Genomic DNA, 17,009 nt, shown 5'->3' with positions numbered 1-17,009 from the left:
TACGGATATGGGTTGATTTACATTCTGGGCATTGCATAAATTATTCCTCCTATTCATACTCTAACTCAGCAACGCCGGATTAATGCTGTTAGTACCGAGGGAAATCCTCAACCTGTGGGCGGGAAAGTTTACTGTTTTTTGCCACTTCCCCTGGAAACTGGGCTACCCGTTCACATCAACGGTTTTTTTAACTTAAATAGTTCGCGGGATAACCTCAGCAGCGACAGCGGACAAACTGGAAAAGACCGACCGAGAGCTATTTGGAACCAGCTACTCGCACAGCACGTTTTGTCCCACGCTTATGCTAACTTAATTGTTGATTTAGTGCAAGATATTGGCAGGTATCAGCCAGAGGAATTTTACAAACTTTGGCCTGTTAGCAAAATTACTGTCAGCAAAGCTCTCGAAGAACTGCACCGTTTTGTCATACAGTTATTGTATCAGAGAGCAGTTGTGCGATCGGCTGTAGAACACGCTGTAACTCAACATCTATTCAGCGGGGCCGTGGTGTCACAAACAAGATGGGTGACGCCTCCGACAGTCAAAAATCTACCTTCTAAAAAGTTGTGGGACGAATTATTAGCAGCAATGCGCGCCGACAATATCGACATTCCCGAACCGCCATTACCCGAGTCAATTTTGGCAGCTTTTAAAGATGCAGGTTTGCTGTTGCAAACATTCACGGCAGCTAACTTGCGACAACACTTAACCGAAAACAAACAACTAGGCGTCCCCTTGCAAGATGCACCGAAACCCAGCTTGCAAAATAGACAGTGGATTGCGAATATGCTGCGCTATTGCATCAGCGACAATCACCGGGATTTGCGCGGTTTGCCGCTAGCTTTTCTCGCTAATAATACTCTGCAAGTATTTGGTTACAACCCGATAGGCACTATTTACTTTTCCGAAGAGACATCAAGGCAGATATTTGCCGATCATCTAGAATGGTTTTTGCATCAAGATTTAAGCCAGGTAGTGCCTACACATAACATGATTGGCGTGTCAGAAATGAAGGCTACAGAAGTAGCGAGAAAATTGGTTTATGTCATTAGTTCAACGCAGTCACAATGCGATTGGCAATCTGATGCACTAAATCCACCAAATGCAGAGTGGTTGACTCTCGTATACAATTATTTTTTTAATATCTCCCCCAGATATCTGTCGCCAGAAACAGTCGAGGAATTAAAGAAAGTTCCACTGGTTCCGGGAAATGATGGTAAGCTTCACAAAGGAGGAACTGCGGAAACTCCTTTGTTGTGCGCTGATAATATTGCAGCGGAAACGATCGAGGCTGTACAGTATTTTGGGGTGACGCTTGTCAAAGCACCGGCTAAACTTGAAAGTGCGATCGCCCAATTTGCTCAAAGACACAAAAATCTGTTAGTCTATTTTCTGACAGGCCCAGATGTCCTAGACACAGTATCTTCGCGGTGCGATCGAGGTTTGCCGCCCTACCACCAACAGCATTATACCTCTCTCCTCAATTTCCTGGCAGCTTCAGAACCAACAAATTACGACCAAGATAGCCTCAACAAGCTGCGTCAACTACCAATTTACCCCACAACTTCCCACGAAATAGTTTCCCTCAACGATGAAAATGTCTACCTTCCGGGCGGTGGATACGAACCGCCGGAAATTGCAGGTACGTTGAGGCTTTTACGCATAGAAAAAAACAGGCAATGGCTGCGGCTGTTCCAATTTTTGCAAGTTCCGGTACTGAATCGCGCTAGACTAATTCGCGAGTGTTTGTTACCTGAGTATGCCTCATTTGCTCCTGAAGAACAATTAATCGCGCTGGCGTGGATTCGAGAGCATCTGAATGATGCTTGCAAAGAACTAGAAAAAGCAGGAGAGAATGCTTTTTCATTCCAGGAAGAGCTGAAAAAGGCGCGTTTGGTACGCTGTAGCGATCGCAGATTACGCTCTGTCGAACTAATTTACAATCCCGAAAGTCAAGTAATCCGCAACATTCTCGGAAATTTAGCAGCTATTCCAGACATGGAATTTTACTCGCAGGATTATGCACTCTGGCTCGATTTTTTCGATAATTTGGGGATGCGAAAAACCTTGAGTGCAGATGACATTGCAGCTTGTGTTGACAATCTAATTCAAACCGCCAATCGTTCGGGTACAGGCGCAGTAACCGATGCTTGTATTGCGGTTTTTAACTACATAGTTGATAATTGGGAGGCACTAAAATATACCCAAATTGGGAATACCAACAAAACACTGGCTGAAACACTCGCAGATAAACCTTGGCTTCCTGTCGAGCAAAATCCTGAGAAGTTAAGCCAATATCCCGCCGCTGCGATACCTGAACCCAGGCTGTATCGCGCTAAAGATGTCTGTTTCATTCAAGATGTTCGCTTAGTTGCTAGCCAAAAATTTTTATTTGCACGCCCTGATCGCGACTTGCTGAAGCCCGAAATCAGAACTGCACTTGGTTTTCAGCCTGTAGATACCACTACAGTTATCGACCACTTTGATACACTAATCAAAACTTGGGAAAATGACAGTTGAAATCACGACATCCGACGCTCTAAACGCACATTTACAATCAGTAAAGGCAATTTACAAGTATCTCGATGATACTTTCATCAAAGGCAGTATTTCCAGCGAACAACGCCAGCAAATTCAAAAGCGCTTTGCTCACCGTCAATGTCTGTGGGATGAGTCTAGGGGTAAGTTTTGGCGGCCAAAATACGCTTTTTTGGATGACGTGCCTTTTTTCGGCAACCGCCGCACAACTATAGCGGTTTCTCATCCATTTTCCGAAGTCTATCAGCTTTTGGGACAAGGGCGATCGCCTGTTGTACAAGATTACCTAGATTTTCTCGAAGAATTAGCAGCAGAGTACAGCAACACACCTTTAAACGCAGCAGATAAAAACTCTGCGATCGAGGTCATCGGCCGTCTAGAATCTCAACAGTCATTAGAAGGCTGCACAGTTAAAAACCCACCGATTCTTACTGCTAACATCACACTTGCTCCCGCCTGTCAAGTTCTCATCCCCGACGCACCTTGGCGCAAAGATTACATTGATCCCAACCAGATACTGCACCAGCAAATCTCCCCAAACTTTGCCAAAGCTGCGGGAAGTCTTTCTTTATTAAAAGATGTGATTGAACATCCGACGACGGTCAAAAATGCCCTAAATGCTAAAAGTAATGATTGGTGTCGAGAATGGCAAAATACGCTAAATTCCCCAGAATTTATATCGGGTTTAAAGCGGCTGATTTTCCACGAGCGCGACTCGGAACCAATCCTCAATATCATCTGGATTGCAAAGGCTAAAGTTTCGCCAGCTAGTCAAATTCATGTAGATTTATTCTGGAAGGGTGAAACCAAAATCGCGGCATCTATACCGGGGACTCAATACTTTGATGAGTTGAATAAAATATTTCATATTATCAGTAGCAGTAGCAGATACATTATGCTCTGCTATTTAGCAGAGAGTATTAATGCTCGACTCGGCGAATATGCAGTGCAAAATCTGCTGCCGCTGGCAAGCATTCTGGATGCTGAGCCGAACAATATTAATGCTTTGCTAAATGAGTTGCGAATTAGGTCTTTACCGGGCGATTTGTCTCCCGTCACCGCCCCTAATTTAGAAATTACATCCTCTGCAGGAGAAAAGGGCGATCGAAAGGGCGATCGCTCAATTTATTGGGGCGCATTTTGAGCGATTATAATGAGCATTATTATCGGCTCTGTAAGGTGCACATTGTGCACCCTACCAGCCTCTATTCTTCAGTCCGCGCAGGCGGACTTCGTTTGTATAGACGCGGTTTCAACCGCCGAATCTAAACAGATTGAGCTACATGATGGCGGCTAGTCAATTTATCCAATTGATTCACCAACAAACTTAGGAACAATCCGACATCGGTAACAACTCCAGTAGATTCGATCGAACCCCGATCGCTCAATTTCGTCACCACCGCCGGATTAATGTCCACACAGACCATCTTCACACCAGCCGGCGTCATATTTCCCACACCAATTGAGTGCAGCATAGACGACAGCATTAACACCATATCCGCACCCCGTAACAGCTCAGTATATTCTTCTTGAGCCTTAACTAAATCCATTTGCGTGTCGGGAAGTGGCCCGTCATCGCGGATCGAACCCGCCAGAGAAAACGGTATATTGTTCTTCACGCACTCGTACATCACACCGTTAGTAACCAACCCTGCTTCAACAGCTTTTGCAATACTCCCGTAACGCCGCACAGTGTTAATTATTTTCAAGTGGTGCCGATGTCCGCCGCGCACAGCAACACCGCGTTTCATGTCAACCCCTAAAGAGGTTCCCATATTCGATTGTTCCATGTCGTGAACCGCGATCGCATTTCCGCCCAACAACGCTTGCACGTAACCTTCGCGAATCAAATGCGCTAAATGTTCGCCACCGCCAGTGTGGATAACAACAGGCCCCGCCGTAACTACAACTTTGCCACCGCGATCGCGAATTTGGCGCAATTCCCACGCTACTTGTTCCACCACCAATTCTACGCGGCGCTCGCTAGAAACGCTGCCCGACATAAAGCTGAATTCTTGAGAATTGCGCTGTTCCCGCGATTCTGTTTTGCGGATGGTGCGGATACCCACTACATCTACAACGACTTTTTCTCCTACTTTTAAATCGCGCAATAATTTGCATTTAGCCACTGGGCCATCAGCGGTTTCAGTAATAGCAACAGCACCATCCATCCGCTGATTTTGCGCTTTCACCCACTGACCATTTACCCGCACTTCCGTGGGATAAATCGTACTAACATAAAAGTCGTCCGGGCCAACGCCATCTTGCACTACCGGTTCTAAAATAGCGTCGCAAATCTCTTGTGGTGGCGGCACTGCACCCAAGTCAATCAGCATTCCCATCATTTCTTCCATCACATCGTGGGAAGGAGCCGAAACTTTAACGTCCGCAGATGATGTGCTTTGCCGCTGCTCTCCCAGATTGAAATTGAGCACTTGGAAACTGCCACCGAGATCGACAATTAAGTCTAAAGCACGGCTGATTAAACCCGCATCGAGCAAGTGACCTTCCATGCGAATTGTGCGGCTTTCTACCATCACGTTTGCCGATCGATCTTCTTGCACTGGTTCCGTTACCCGTAGCGTCAAACACTTACAGGCGCCGCCCGCTTTTAGAAATTCGCTCATCGGCGTTTCAATTACTTGAAAACCAGCCTGAGTAATGCGCGTTTTCAAGGCTTCGCTAACCTTGTTCATTACCACAACTTTGTCAATATTGACCGCATTGCAGGCAAAATTTGCGGCATCGGCTTCTTCAATAGCAATGCGTTTTTCCGGCGCAACTCGCATTTCGATTAAGCGGTTGGAATACGAGTCAAATGCTGCTGGATAGTAGAGCAAATATCCGCCTGTCAGAGGACAAAAACAGGTGTCTAGGTGATAGAAACGTTCGTCAACTAAACGCAGGGAAAGCACTTCTATGTTGAGCCATTTTGCTAGTAGCGGGTGCGAGTCGAGTTCGGAACGGAAGCCGTATCCGGCCCACAACCAGCGTCCTTCGCGATCGAGCAAAGCATCGCCAGCGCCCTCAAACGGCAAGTCTTTCGGGAGTTCGTGCACGGTGAAACCTTTGCTTTCAAACCATGCTTTGAAATAGGGTTCTTCGCCTTGGCGTTCTTTGTGATAGAAACGGCTGAGGACGAAGGTATTGCCTAAAAGTAAGCCTGCGTTGGCGGTGAAAACCATATCCGGCCAGCCTTTTGCCGGCGGTACGAGGTCTACAACGGCGTTGTCTTTGAGGACGTGGTAAAGTTTTTCCCACTGTTCGACGGCGCGATCGCGCGATGATTTGTGGACATTTCCCTCCATCCACGGATTAATCACGTAATCCACATCGTAGTGGTCGGGAGCACACATGAGGAAGCGAATTGAGTCAGTCATAATTCAGTTAAAATGTGGTAGACGCTACAGCAGACGTATGTTGACAGAGTTTGTATAATAGCAACTGTAATATTCACTACTAATTTTAGCAGCGCAACGTCTGGAGCCTCAAAAGGCTAACTCTTTATTATATCATGTTTAAGATGAGATTACATTAAATGACAGACCGTTCGCAGGAAATACTGGAGAAAATGTCAGGTTATGACGCACTCTAAAATAGGTTCTGGTAGACGATTAATATCCTGTGCGTTGAATTGCCCCTAATCTGACGGTGCAGGGGCGTTTACGCTCGTCTGTGGCTGATATTATAGATTGTTGGTGAACCCGCCCCCACCAGAATTAGGGTTAATTTACCCGACATGATATGACAGCTTCTCCTAACTTTCAACTTTCAACTTTTGCGAAATCGGCAGTTCGATCGCAAATTCTGTTCCCCGGCCAACTTCTGAATGACACTCCAACTTACCGCCGTGGGTGTCTTTAACTATTTGGTAACTAATCGACAACCCTAAACCAGTGCCGCTGCCGACAGGTTTGGTAGTAAAAAACGGGTCAAACATCCTTGACTGAACTTCGGGAGGGATACCGGGCCCGCTGTCAACAATCCGCACACACACTTGATTTTCGCTGCTGAGTTCAGTAACAATGCGAATCTGGTTAACTTTGCAAGTACAGTGGGCTGATGACTCTTCTATAGCGTCGATCGCATTCACCAGCAAATTCATAAATACCTGGTTTAATTGAGCCGGATAACACTCGACTTTGGGCAGGTTCCCGTAATTTTTAATAACTTGAATCTCCCGACGTTTTGGCTGTGACTGGAATCGGTGCTGCAAAATCACCAACGTGCTCTCTATTCCTTCATGAATGTCTATTACTTTGCGATCTGTTTCGTCGAGTCTAGAAAAGTTTCTCAAAGACAGCACTATCTGCTTAATGCGGTTAGCACCTTCTTGCATTGAAGCCATGATTTTCGGGAAATCGCCAGCTATAAAATCCACCTCGACTTCTTCCAATTCTTGGGCTATTTCTGGAACTGGTTCAGGATAGTATTGCTGGTAGAATTGGAGCAACTTCACCAAATCGCGAGCGTACTGTGCGGCGGGAATAATATTGCCGTAGATGAAGCTAATCGGGTTATTAATTTCATGGGCTATTCCGGCTACCATTTGCCCGATACTTGACATTTTTTCGGATTGAATAAGCTGAGATTGAGCCTTTTTTAAGTCGGCCAGAGTTTGTTCTAACTGTTGCGCTTTTTCTCGTTCTCGCTGTTCGCTAAATTGCAACTCTACTTCGGCTTGTTTGCGATCGCTAATATCAATATGGGTGCCCGTCATCCGCAAAGGATTTCCCGAAGCGTCGTGTTCCATCACCTTCGCTTGAGCTAAAATCCACTTCCACTCGCCGGATTTTGTCAGCATCCTAAATTCCACTTCGTAAGTAGGATTTTTGCCTTCCAGGTGAGCATTTAGCGCTGCTTTAGCCGGAGACAAATCCTCTGGATGTACCAGTTGCTCCCAGGATGCAAAACTATTTGCTATTTCCTCTACTTCATATCCCAGCATCATTTTCCACCGGGGATTAAAATAGACTTCTCCCGTGGCCAGATTCCAATCCCACAATCCCATCGCACTGCCTTCAAATGCCAGATAAAAACGTTCTTCGCTAATTTGCAAAGCTGCTTCGGCTTGTTTGCGATCGCTAATATCCATCACTGTTCCCAACAGTTTGATTACTTCCCCTGTTTCACTAAAAACAGCTTCTCCCCTTCCTTCGAGGTATATAATTTGACCGCTAGGATGCAAAAATCGGAACTCTCTTTTGTAGGAAATTCCTTGTGAGATAGTCAGGCTGACTGTTTGTTGAAATAATTCTCTGTCGTCGGGATGACACATCTTTAAAAGTTTGGCAGATGTCGGTTCAGTTGCACTTGAGTCAAGACCAAAAATGCGGAATACTTCTTCTGACCAAGTGATTTTATTTGTGACTAAATCAAATTCCCAACTGCCGATATGGGCAATTTTTTGGGCTGCTGCTAGACTAGCTTCGCTTTGTTGAAGTTTAAGTCGCTGTTGTTTATCTTGTTCGAGAAGATTGGCTTGAGCGATCGCAATTCCCATTTGTGCCGCCACAGTTTTCAATAATCCGATCTCATCTGGTGTCCACTGGCGCGGGCGATCGTACTGGTGCAGGCATATCATTCCGTTGGCTTTTCCCTGGTAGGAAGTGCGGATGGATATCATCGACTTCAAACCTATTTGACCGCACAAATCTCGGACGTTTTCTAGCAGCGGTTCGGAAAAAACATCGTCAGAAACTACAGCTTGATCTTGGGACAATAAAAACTGAACGTGAGGATTGCCATCTATGGGGATTTCTAAATCTAAAAGCGATTTGGAGGCGGATTTTCTGTACTCAGCGACATTAACAATTCTGGGAATAGGGTGTTCTGTGTAGGTGTGAACCAAGCAGCAATCAGCATTAAAAATGCGACCAATTTGGGCAGTCGCTGTTTGAAAAACTTGCTCCTGCTTTAAGCTGTAACGAATTTCCAGAGTAATTGTTTCTAGCAGAAATCTTTGCTTAATTTGCCGTTCCAAAGCAGCTAAAGCTGTTTTAAGTTCGAGTTCGGCTTGTTTGCGATCGCTAATTTCAGTAGCCGTTCCTAAAATTTTCCAAGGTTTGTCGTCTGGTGTTCTGGCGAACACTGTATCCACGCTAACAAACCAGCGATATTCACCATTTTTGTGCGGAATTCTGTACTCAAACTCAAAGCTTTCACCGTCTTTTGCTGCCTCAATCCTGCTCATGTGTTCTAAGAATCCGGGCAAATCGTCAGGGTGTATTAAGTTAGGAAGAAATCCTCCTGCCATCTGCTGGATTTCTTCCAGGGTGTAGCCAATATCGCTATAGATTTCGCGGTTGATATACAGAGTTCGCTGTTCAATCAAATCGGAAACGTACAAAAGATTAGGATGTGTTTGAATTACCGCCGACAGCCAGCGTTGGCTGTCTCGGAGTTCGGCTTCGATCCGCTTGCGTTCTTCTATTTCTGCTTGCAGCAGCGCATTTTGTGCTAAAATTTGTTTATAAAGACGGTTCAGAAGCAGTTGATTTTCGACACGGCTCACCACTTCTTCTGTTTGAAATGGTTTACTAATGTAGTCGGCCCCCCCCACCGAAAAAGCTTTGACTTTATCAAAAACTTCATTTAAAGAGCTAATAAAAATCACAGGAATGTGTTTGGTTTGCGGACAAGCTTTTAGCTGTTCGCAGACTTGATAGCCATCCATACCGGGCATCATAATGTCCAGCAAAATCAAATCCGGTGGACTCGACAGAGCAAAGTTAAGAGCCAATTTGCCATCTCGTGTCGGCCGCACTTTATATCCCCGCTTAGACAAAAGCTGGGATAAAAGTCGCAAGCTTTCTGGATGGTCGTCCACCATTAAAATATTTTCTTGTAAGACAGTGTTTTGAAGTCTAATTGTTTCTAGTCTTGGATTTTTATCGTCAGTTGTATTCACAGTAAACCCTCCAACTCTTCAAGTTGTATATGTGGGAATATTTTTAAAGTCATTAACCGCTTGTAGCTAACACTCTCCGATGAACCAGCACAACTATTGACTATATAGCACACTCCTAAATCATCTGTCATTATATCAAAAACAATGCTCTTTTGAAAATGTTGGTGGCTCAACTTATCGGAGCCGAGTTAGAAAACAGCCTTGATGCCTCAAATCACAGGCTAAGCAAGGAATTTTGATTAAAGGTAAAACTTGTACTTTTACAATTTTTATAACCCGGTTTTTCCTCCCTTTACCGGGTGGCTCTCTATTGTGTTTGGTCACTAGATACCCACACTCGAAAGGTTAATTAAAACAGACCGAAGGGTGTCAACTTAAGACTAAAGTTCTTTTTTTTCTGGTTTGTATCCAAGTCTTGAGTTCCCTAAATCCAGGGCGGTTTCATTTTTTTGTAGGGGCAAAACCCACGCCCGGTTCCACCGATGCCTGAAATGCCCATGAAATCATCTCTGGGTGGGGGCGGGCATTCTTGGCACCCCCCTACAAAAGCCTGGTTTTTCGTAGGGGCAATCCCCCGTGGTTGCCCCGAAACAGCCCTGTTTCCTAAATCCCCCTTCTGAAGCAGCGCTAGGGCAGTGTAGGCATAATTGTCAAACAGTATACCGTTACTAATTATGAGCTTAAGTTGACACCAATGGCCCCTGAAAGACTCCTACAATATATTATATTTTATTTGCGCTGTCGGGCTGATTTATGGTATGTTGTTCTCGGCCTGCAATTCCCCGCAAGCGGCGTACACGGCTTTCACGTTATACCAATTCAGAAAAATCCGAGCAATTTCTAGAGCTAACTGCGGCTTGCCTTGGTCAATCAACCACTGCAAAAAAGGAGTCATCGTTCGCTCATTTAGCATTCCACCTAATGATAAAAATCCCCACAGAATTTGGTGCAAAACAGTCATTTGAATCATCATCCGTACTTCCCAATTTGGGTGTTTTTGATAAAACAAAACTCCCATTCTACCGCGCTGAATTTCGCGGTCAATCATGCCAGGAATTTGCTCTAAACTAAAAGGTGGATGCCAGTGATAGCCGACAGCAGCCGGACATTTAATGAGTTTCAAACCTAATTTTTTTAACCTAACTCCCAACTCTAAATCTTCCCATCCGTACAGTTGAAAGCGATTGTCAAAAAGTCCAGCAGCCAGCAGCCAGTGGCGGGCGATCGCCACATTTCCCGTAGCAAAATAAGCCGCCGAAAAATCGGTAATTTTGTAAGGTTCTGAGGTAGGATTGTCGAAATTGCAAGTATTAATCACGCTGCCGTAAGTAAAAACAGCATCAGTATCTTTGTAACCCTGTAGTAAAGCATCGGTGTGTGCTTGCAAAAAATGCTCTGTTACCACCAAATCGCTGTCAATAAAAATAATCGTATCGCCCTTAGCATCTTCAACGCCCAAATTCCGGGCCGCCGCCGGGCCCTGGTGAGATTGACAGATCGATCGCACATGAGGCAACAAGTCAGCATTTGCGGCCAACCACTCCAGCGTCCCGTCCGTCGATCCGTCGTCCACGACAATTACTTCATACTCTCTGACAATCTCACCGAACTGCTGATTTTCCAAAGCCAGTAGACATTTTGCCAAAATCGGTTTACGATTATACGTCGGAATCACAACACTAAAAAACACGGCTTTTCCCCATCGCCACAGTTACCGTATCCCACGGTAGCAGATTTTCCGCAGCAACTCCCCCGGTAAATAGCCAAGTTTAGCAAAAAAAGAATATATAAATCTGTACTATTTCTGACAAGAATCGATCTCAATTAGGTGCATAATGAAAAGTCGGTTAAATATCACATCTTGCACCATTCTCCAGAACAGGCAAGATGCCTGTTCCACAAACATTTAATTTTCTTGTGGGGCAGGCATCTTACCCCATTCTCTCGAACAGGCAAGATGCCTGTTCCACAAAAATGATATTTTTTTGTGGGGAGTAGGGGTTGGGTCGAAGAGCCCGCCCTGAAAAGCTTAGTGACAAGGGTGCAAGATGTCAGTTAAATTCAGGATGTAAAGAACAATGAGTCGCGCTAAAAAAGTTGTCCTAGCATATTCCGGCGGAGTCGATACCTCCGTCTGCATTCCTTACCTCAAAAACGAGTGGGGTGTTGAAGAAGTAATTACTCTGGCCGCGGATTTGGGACAGGGAGACGAATTAGAACCGATCCGCAAAAAAGCTTTAGCATCCGGTGCTTCGGAATCTTTAGTTATTGATGCTACCGAAGAATTTGTCAAAGACTATGCGTTTCCAGCGATTCAAGCTAACGCACTTTACGAAAACCGTTATCCCCTTTCGACTGCCCTCGCTCGCCCGCTGATTGCTAAATTGTTAGTAGAAGCGGCGGAAAAATACGGTGCAGATGCCATCGCCCACGGTTGCACCGGCAAAGGAAACGATCAGGTGCGGTTCGATGTGTCGATCGGCGCGCTCAACCCCAAGATTAAAATCTTAGCACCAGCGCGGGAGTGGAAAATGAGCCGCGAGGAAACGATCGCATACGGCGAAAGATGCGGCATTCCGTCGCCGGTGAAAAAGTCTTCGCCTTACAGTATCGATCGCAACTTATTAGGAATGGCAATTGAAGCCGGAATCCTCGAAGATCCTTGGGCGGAACCGCCAGAGGAAGTTTATTTGATGACAAAGGCGATCGAACAAACTCCCGACACACCCGAATATATTGAAATCGGTTTCGAGTTCGGAAATCCTGTCACTTTGAACGGCAAAAATTTATCACCAGTCGCCTTAATTTCCCAACTCAACGAAATAGTTGGAAACCACGGAGTCGGCCGAATCGACATGATTGAAAACCGCCTCGTCGGGATTAAATCGCGGGAAATTTACGAAACACCAGCGATTTTAGTTTTGATGCACGCGCACCGAGACTTAGAAAGTTTGACGCTGACAGCAGATGTGACGCGGTACAAGCGAGGCATCGAAGAAACCTACAGCCAAATGATTTATAACGGTCTTTGGTACAATCCTTTGAAAACAGCTTTAGACGCATTTATTCAGGACACGCAAAAGCGAGTAACTGGAACCGTGCGGCTCAAACTGTTCAAAGGAAATGCGACAATTGTTGGCCGCAAATCGGAAAATTCCCTGTACAGTTTCGACTTAGCAACCTACGGCGCAGAGGACGAATTCGATCACAAAGCTGCCGAAGGATTTGTCTATGTTTGGGGACTACCAACCCGCATTTGGTCGGAAAAAAATAGAGGTTACAAATAGGAAGCAATTAGGGTTAAAAACCTGATGTTAAGCCAATACGGCTCAGTTAAGCTCGATCCCCCCTAGCGCCTAGGGCGGGCACGGGGGCACCGCCCCTACGAAGGGGAGTAGGGGGTGGGACAAGAAATTACTCTTGCGTCCCCCTTCTTAAGGGGGATTTAGGGGGATCTCGCCCGGAATAAATAGTTTTAACTGAACCTTATTGGATGTTCAGCCGCCGATTCGTGGAATTAAAGTAGGGTGTACATGGCGAACCTTATTTGCTGCACTCGCCCAACCTGTGCCAATTACCTAAGTTCTGAGTTAGTAAAATACAGTAATAATTGGTAATTGGTAATTGGTTGTTTTTCTAATAATTTGTTAAACTGTCTTCAGACAAATTTAGCTTTGAGGCAGGGGTTTAAACCCCTGCCAGATTACTGTCAAATCGAGATTTTTGCCTGCTTTCTACCTTCCGATTACAGCCTCGGATCGACAGGTTCGCTCTCCATCGCTAAAACTCCGAAAACGCACTCGTGAACTTGTCTCAAAGGAGCACCCGCAACAAATCTCTCCAATGCTTCTATACCGAGAGCAAACTCTCGCAACGCCAAAGAACGCTTGCCGGAAAGTCCGCGCGATCGCAGTTTTTCTAAATGTTCCGGCAAAGAATATTCCAGACCATAAATAATTCGCAAATACTCTTTACCGCGACATTTTACCGCAGGCTGTACAAGTCCTTTGCTATTTTTCACAATAAAATCCATTGGTTTAACAACCATTCCTTCGCCTCCCGCCGCCGTCAGTTTTTCCCACCATTGAATCCCCGCCAATTGGCTGTCAAAATCTGCAATTTCAACTATTTTGTATTCAGTAGCTAACAGGAATTCCGGGTCAGCTTGACAAATTTGTGAAATCTGTTCCATGTGCCAACAGTGATTTTTGTCAGTGTGAACAGTTCCCTCGGTTGCCAAGATGTGGAAAGGTGCTAATTTGAGGTCGGAGAGCGATTTTACTGGCCAGCAGTAGCGCTGATAGGCATGAACATAGCGATCGGCTAGTTCGGCTCGCTCTTGATAGCTGATTAGCAAAGAATTGATTTCAACTCCCCGCTGGTTTGCCTGTTCTAAGTTCTTAATCGCCTCCGCAAACCCGTGACGAGATGCTGTTCCCACGGCGGCGTATTGCTCTTTCAATAAACCTTGAGCTTTGGCTGACCAAGGCATTAATTCGCAGTCCAAACACACCCAATCAGTTTGAAATTTCTCCCAAAAATTGCTGGCAGTGAGAGCGACATTTACCCGCGCTAAAAATTCTCTTTCTAAGGTAGAATTATCGAAAAAATGCCGTCCCGTGCGGGTGTAGCAAATGCCCATACTCTCGCTGAGAATGCCAAATCGGCGTAAAGCTGCCGATGCGTCGCGGCAAACGATCGCAACTGCACGGGAACCCATGTGCTTTTCTTCGCACACAACTGTCGATATGCCCTGCTGTTGGTAGTAGCTAAATGCTTCGGCTGGATGTTCTAAAAGTCCTGGTTTTTTGGAGGTAGCAGCGGGAGACATTGTGGGCGGTAAATAAATCAGCCATTTGGGATTGGCGGCAAACCGACTCATTACTTCTAGGGCTGCGATCGCATTTTCTTCTTTAATCGTAATGTTACTTTGCAGGCGAGTTGAAATGATGCGTTTTCCGAGTACGTCGCTAATGTCCAGTACGTCATCAAACTGCTGTTGGGCGGTGAGATTCACTGCCGCCAAACCGCTATCGATCGCGGGTGAATTAATGTCTCTATTGTTAAGTGGAGTTGGGCTGTCTTGAAAGAGGATCGGTTTGGCAGGTTCGCAGTAAATTCTAGCAGCGGGAACGCTGACAAATTCTCTTTCGGGATACCGCAAAGCTGTTAGTTTGCCTCCGAAAACGCAGCCAGTGTCAATATCAACAGTATTGTTCAACCATTCTGTTTCTGGAACGGGGGTGTGTCCGTAAACAACCGCTGCCTGACCTCGATATTCGGCGGCCCAATTGTAGCGGACGGGCAAGCCGAATTCATCGATTTCGCCAGTTGTTTCTCCGTACAAGGCGAAATCTCGAATGCGGCGCGATGCACGTCCCTGAAATTCAGCTTTCATCCCAGCGTGGGCGACGACTAATTTTCCGCCATCGAGGACGTAATGCCCAATCAAACTATCTAAAAATTGGCGAATTTCTCGTACTGCTGATTCGCGCAATTCATCCGGTAAAGCGGCAATTTCTGCTAAGGTTTGTTCGAGTCCGTGGTTGATTTTGACATTTTTGCCGTTGAGTTTTCGCAGCAGTTTGATGTCGTGGTTTCCAGGTACGCATAAAGCTGTTTCTGCGAGTACCATGTTTCGCACGAGTTTGAGGGTGTCGAGAATGCGCGGGCCCCGATCGACCAAATCTCCCAAAAACACGGCTTTACGCCCTTCTGGGTGCGCGTAGGTGGGAAAATTCCCCCAATCGGATTCGCTGGATTTTTCGATAATTTGATAGCCCAAGTGTTGCAGCAATTGTTCCAATTCGTCGCAGCATCCGTGAACATCACCGATGATGTCAAAAGGGCCGCAGTCGCCTTTGCGATTGTTCCACAGCGGTTGTCTTTCGACTTCTACGGCGTCGATTTCCTCTGGGGAACGGAGGACGTAAACGTAGCGAAATCCTTCCCTATCTAGAGATTTGAGCGATCGCTTTAAATTCTGAACGTGGCGGCGAATTACATGATTTCCGAAATTGCGGTTTGCACGTTGTTGATTGCGATCGGCACACAATTTTTCTGGTAAATCTAGCACAATAGCAACCAAAAAGCAATGGTATTTTCGGGCTAATTCCAACAAAGGTTTGCGGCTTTCCGGCTGAAGGTTGGTGGCATCAATCACAGTTAGCTTACCTGCGGCCAGACGTTTAGCCGCGATTAAATGCAATACTTCAAAAGCATCAGCGGTGGCCGCTTGATTGTTTTCGTCGTCGGAAACCAGACCGCGGCAGTAATCCGATGAAATGATTTCTGTAGGTAGGAAATGCTGCCGCGCCAAGGTGGATTTGCCGGAACCGGATGCACCGATGAGAACGACTAGGGATAGTTCGGGAATCGTGATTTTCATTTAATAATATTATTCAGCAAACATCTGTACCAAAGTATCTAAAACTGCTTTTTGTTCGTCAGCGCTGATTTGACCGAGATATTCATCTAATCGATTTTTGTCAACAGTCCGAATTTGATCGAGGACGATTTGCCCATCTTTGCCTTGAAAATGACAATCTATGCGGCTGGGATATGGTCGCCTCTTCGTTGTCATTGGAGCAATGATGACAGTGGCAATGCGCTTGTTCATCTCATCTGGTGAAATCACCAAACAAGGTCTAGTTTTCTGAATTTCACTGCCAACGGTGGGATCAAGCTTAACTACAAAAACATCAAAACGTTTGACTACCATTCCCACTCAAGCTCCTCCCACTCCGTAGTGGTGACATCATCAAGAAGGACATCATCATGTTGGTCTGCCATTTTTGCGAACGCTTCCTCCCAGCCGGCACGCGGTTTTGGGGCTGCACCAATGACGATCCAATCGGCAGGCGGTTTTTGGGCTGAACCAATGACGTACCAATCGACACGCGGTTTTAGGGCTGCACGAATGACAATCCGATCGCCGTGAACTTCGATTTCTACTGCTTCGCTAATACCAATTTGCTCTAACAAAGATTTGGGAATGCGAATGCCCTGAGAATTGTCAATTTCAACGATCTGGGTTTGAATAGATTTACTCATAGCGGAAGCCTGCTTTTTTCCAAGTTTAACTATATTGTAAGCACAAACAGACTGTCCGTATTATTTTCACTGGGCGAATATTGCCATTTGCGTAGGCGAACCTACTTCTAAATCTTCGGTTCCCACACAACGAAACTCTACCCCACAGCCAAACCGTTCGGCAACCCCTTTCGCCCAAGTTTGAAATTCGGCTCTTGTCCACTCAAAGCGGTGATCCCGGTGGCGAAATTTGCCCGCAGGCAACTTTTCAAACCGAACATTATATTCAACATTTGGAGTTGTGACGATCGCACTTTTGGGTCGGATAAATTCAAACAAAACCCGCTCAAAAGCAGCTAACCGTTCTAAATCCAGATGTTCGATCACTTCAATTACCGCCGCCGCATCAAAACCAGTCAAGCGACTGTCCCGATAAATCAGCGAACTTTGAATGTAAGGATTCAGGTCAAAAAAACTTAAGTGGCGGCATCTGGTAAAATAAAGGAATGAAAAAGCCCACAGCCACCAG

The 17,009-nt window shown here is 45.7% G+C and carries 9 protein-coding genes and 1 pseudogene; 3 read left to right on the top strand and 7 right to left on the bottom strand.

All coding sequences use genetic code 11. The features are described 5' to 3' along the window. Positions 1 to 138 precede the first annotated feature (138 nt). Complete coding sequence (locus tag QT990_RS33190) at positions 139 to 2,520, top strand: hypothetical protein (protein WP_333466269.1); 2,382 nt, start codon at positions 139 to 141, stop codon at positions 2,518 to 2,520. Continuing rightward, positions 2,510 to 3,682, top strand: a complete 1,173-nt coding sequence (locus tag QT990_RS33185) for a hypothetical protein (RefSeq protein WP_333141927.1) — start codon at positions 2,510 to 2,512, stop codon at positions 3,680 to 3,682. The genes QT990_RS33190 and QT990_RS33185 overlap by 11 nt, the downstream gene beginning before the upstream one ends. Positions 3,683 to 3,803: 121 nt before the next feature. On the opposite strand, the gene argZ is transcribed toward QT990_RS33185, so the two are convergent. The 3 genes from argZ to QT990_RS33170 all read right to left on the bottom strand — a co-directional run bounded on the left by argZ (position 3,804) and on the right by QT990_RS33170 (position 11,138). Further along, positions 3,804 to 5,918 (bottom strand): bifunctional arginine dihydrolase/ornithine cyclodeaminase, encoded by a 2,115-nt coding sequence (gene argZ / locus QT990_RS33180; RefSeq protein ID WP_333141926.1) that lies wholly within the window; start codon positions 5,916 to 5,918, stop codon positions 3,804 to 3,806. Positions 5,919 to 6,295: 377 nt separating this feature from the next. Next, positions 6,296 to 9,448: a PAS domain-containing protein gene (locus QT990_RS33175; RefSeq protein ID WP_333141925.1), complete on the bottom strand. Its 3,153-nt coding sequence runs from the start codon at positions 9,446 to 9,448 to the stop codon at positions 6,296 to 6,298. 751 nt (positions 9,449 to 10,199) lie between these two features. Next, the gene (locus QT990_RS33170; protein WP_333307857.1) at positions 10,200 to 11,138 is read right to left on the bottom strand and encodes a glycosyltransferase; all 939 of its coding nucleotides are present in this window, start codon (positions 11,136 to 11,138) and stop codon (positions 10,200 to 10,202) included. Between the two features lie 388 nt (positions 11,139 to 11,526). On the opposite strand from QT990_RS33170, the gene QT990_RS33165 reads away from it, so the two are divergent. After that, a complete protein-coding gene (locus QT990_RS33165) occupies positions 11,527 to 12,735 on the top strand; it encodes an argininosuccinate synthase (RefSeq protein ID WP_333141923.1) in 1,209 nt (402 codons plus the stop codon). A 458-nt stretch (positions 12,736 to 13,193) separates the two neighbouring features. Here QT990_RS33165 and QT990_RS33160 read toward each other — a convergent pair whose 3' ends face one another. The 4 genes and pseudogenes from QT990_RS33160 to QT990_RS33145 form a co-directional block, all read right to left on the bottom strand. Then, entirely contained in the window at positions 13,194 to 15,836 is a 2,643-nt protein-coding gene (locus tag QT990_RS33160) for a polynucleotide kinase-phosphatase (protein WP_333141922.1), read from the bottom strand. 9 nt (positions 15,837 to 15,845) lie between these two features. Next, positions 15,846 to 16,169, bottom strand: coding sequence for a type II toxin-antitoxin system PemK/MazF family toxin (locus tag QT990_RS33155; RefSeq protein WP_333141921.1), 324 nt, complete (start codon positions 16,167 to 16,169; stop codon positions 15,846 to 15,848). Then, positions 16,163 to 16,501, bottom strand: coding sequence for an AbrB/MazE/SpoVT family DNA-binding domain-containing protein (locus QT990_RS33150; RefSeq protein ID WP_333141920.1), 339 nt, complete (start codon positions 16,499 to 16,501; stop codon positions 16,163 to 16,165). Before QT990_RS33150 ends, QT990_RS33155 begins: the two co-directional genes overlap by 7 nt. A 66-nt stretch (positions 16,502 to 16,567) precedes the next feature. Then, positions 16,568 to 17,009: pseudogene (locus QT990_RS33145) on the bottom strand (hypothetical protein); the annotation flags it as partial.

It is taken from the genome of Microcoleus sp. T3_B1 (assembly GCF_036700445.1).
Lineage (GTDB): Bacteria > Cyanobacteriota > Cyanobacteriia > Cyanobacteriales > Microcoleaceae > Microcoleus.
Note: the sequence above shows the minus strand (reverse complement) of the source record. Positions and strands in the feature narration are given on the sequence as shown.

Bases quoted from the DNA above. Each gene is read 5' to 3' on its own strand.
- QT990_RS33185 (WP_333141927.1), top strand. From the start codon at position 2,510: ATGACAGTTGAAATCACGACATCCGACGCTCTAAACGCACATTTACAA.
- argZ (WP_333141926.1), bottom strand. From the start codon at position 5,918: ATGACTGACTCAATTCGCTTCCTCATGTGTGCTCCCGACCACTACGAT.
- QT990_RS33165 (WP_333141923.1), top strand. From the start codon at position 11,527: ATGAGTCGCGCTAAAAAAGTTGTCCTAGCATATTCCGGCGGAGTCGAT.
- QT990_RS33160 (WP_333141922.1), bottom strand. From the start codon at position 15,836: ATGAAAATCACGATTCCCGAACTATCCCTAGTCGTTCTCATCGGTGCA.
- QT990_RS33155 (WP_333141921.1), bottom strand. From the start codon at position 16,169: ATGGTAGTCAAACGTTTTGATGTTTTTGTAGTTAAGCTTGATCCCACC.
- QT990_RS33150 (WP_333141920.1), bottom strand. From the start codon at position 16,501: ATGAGTAAATCTATTCAAACCCAGATCGTTGAAATTGACAATTCTCAG.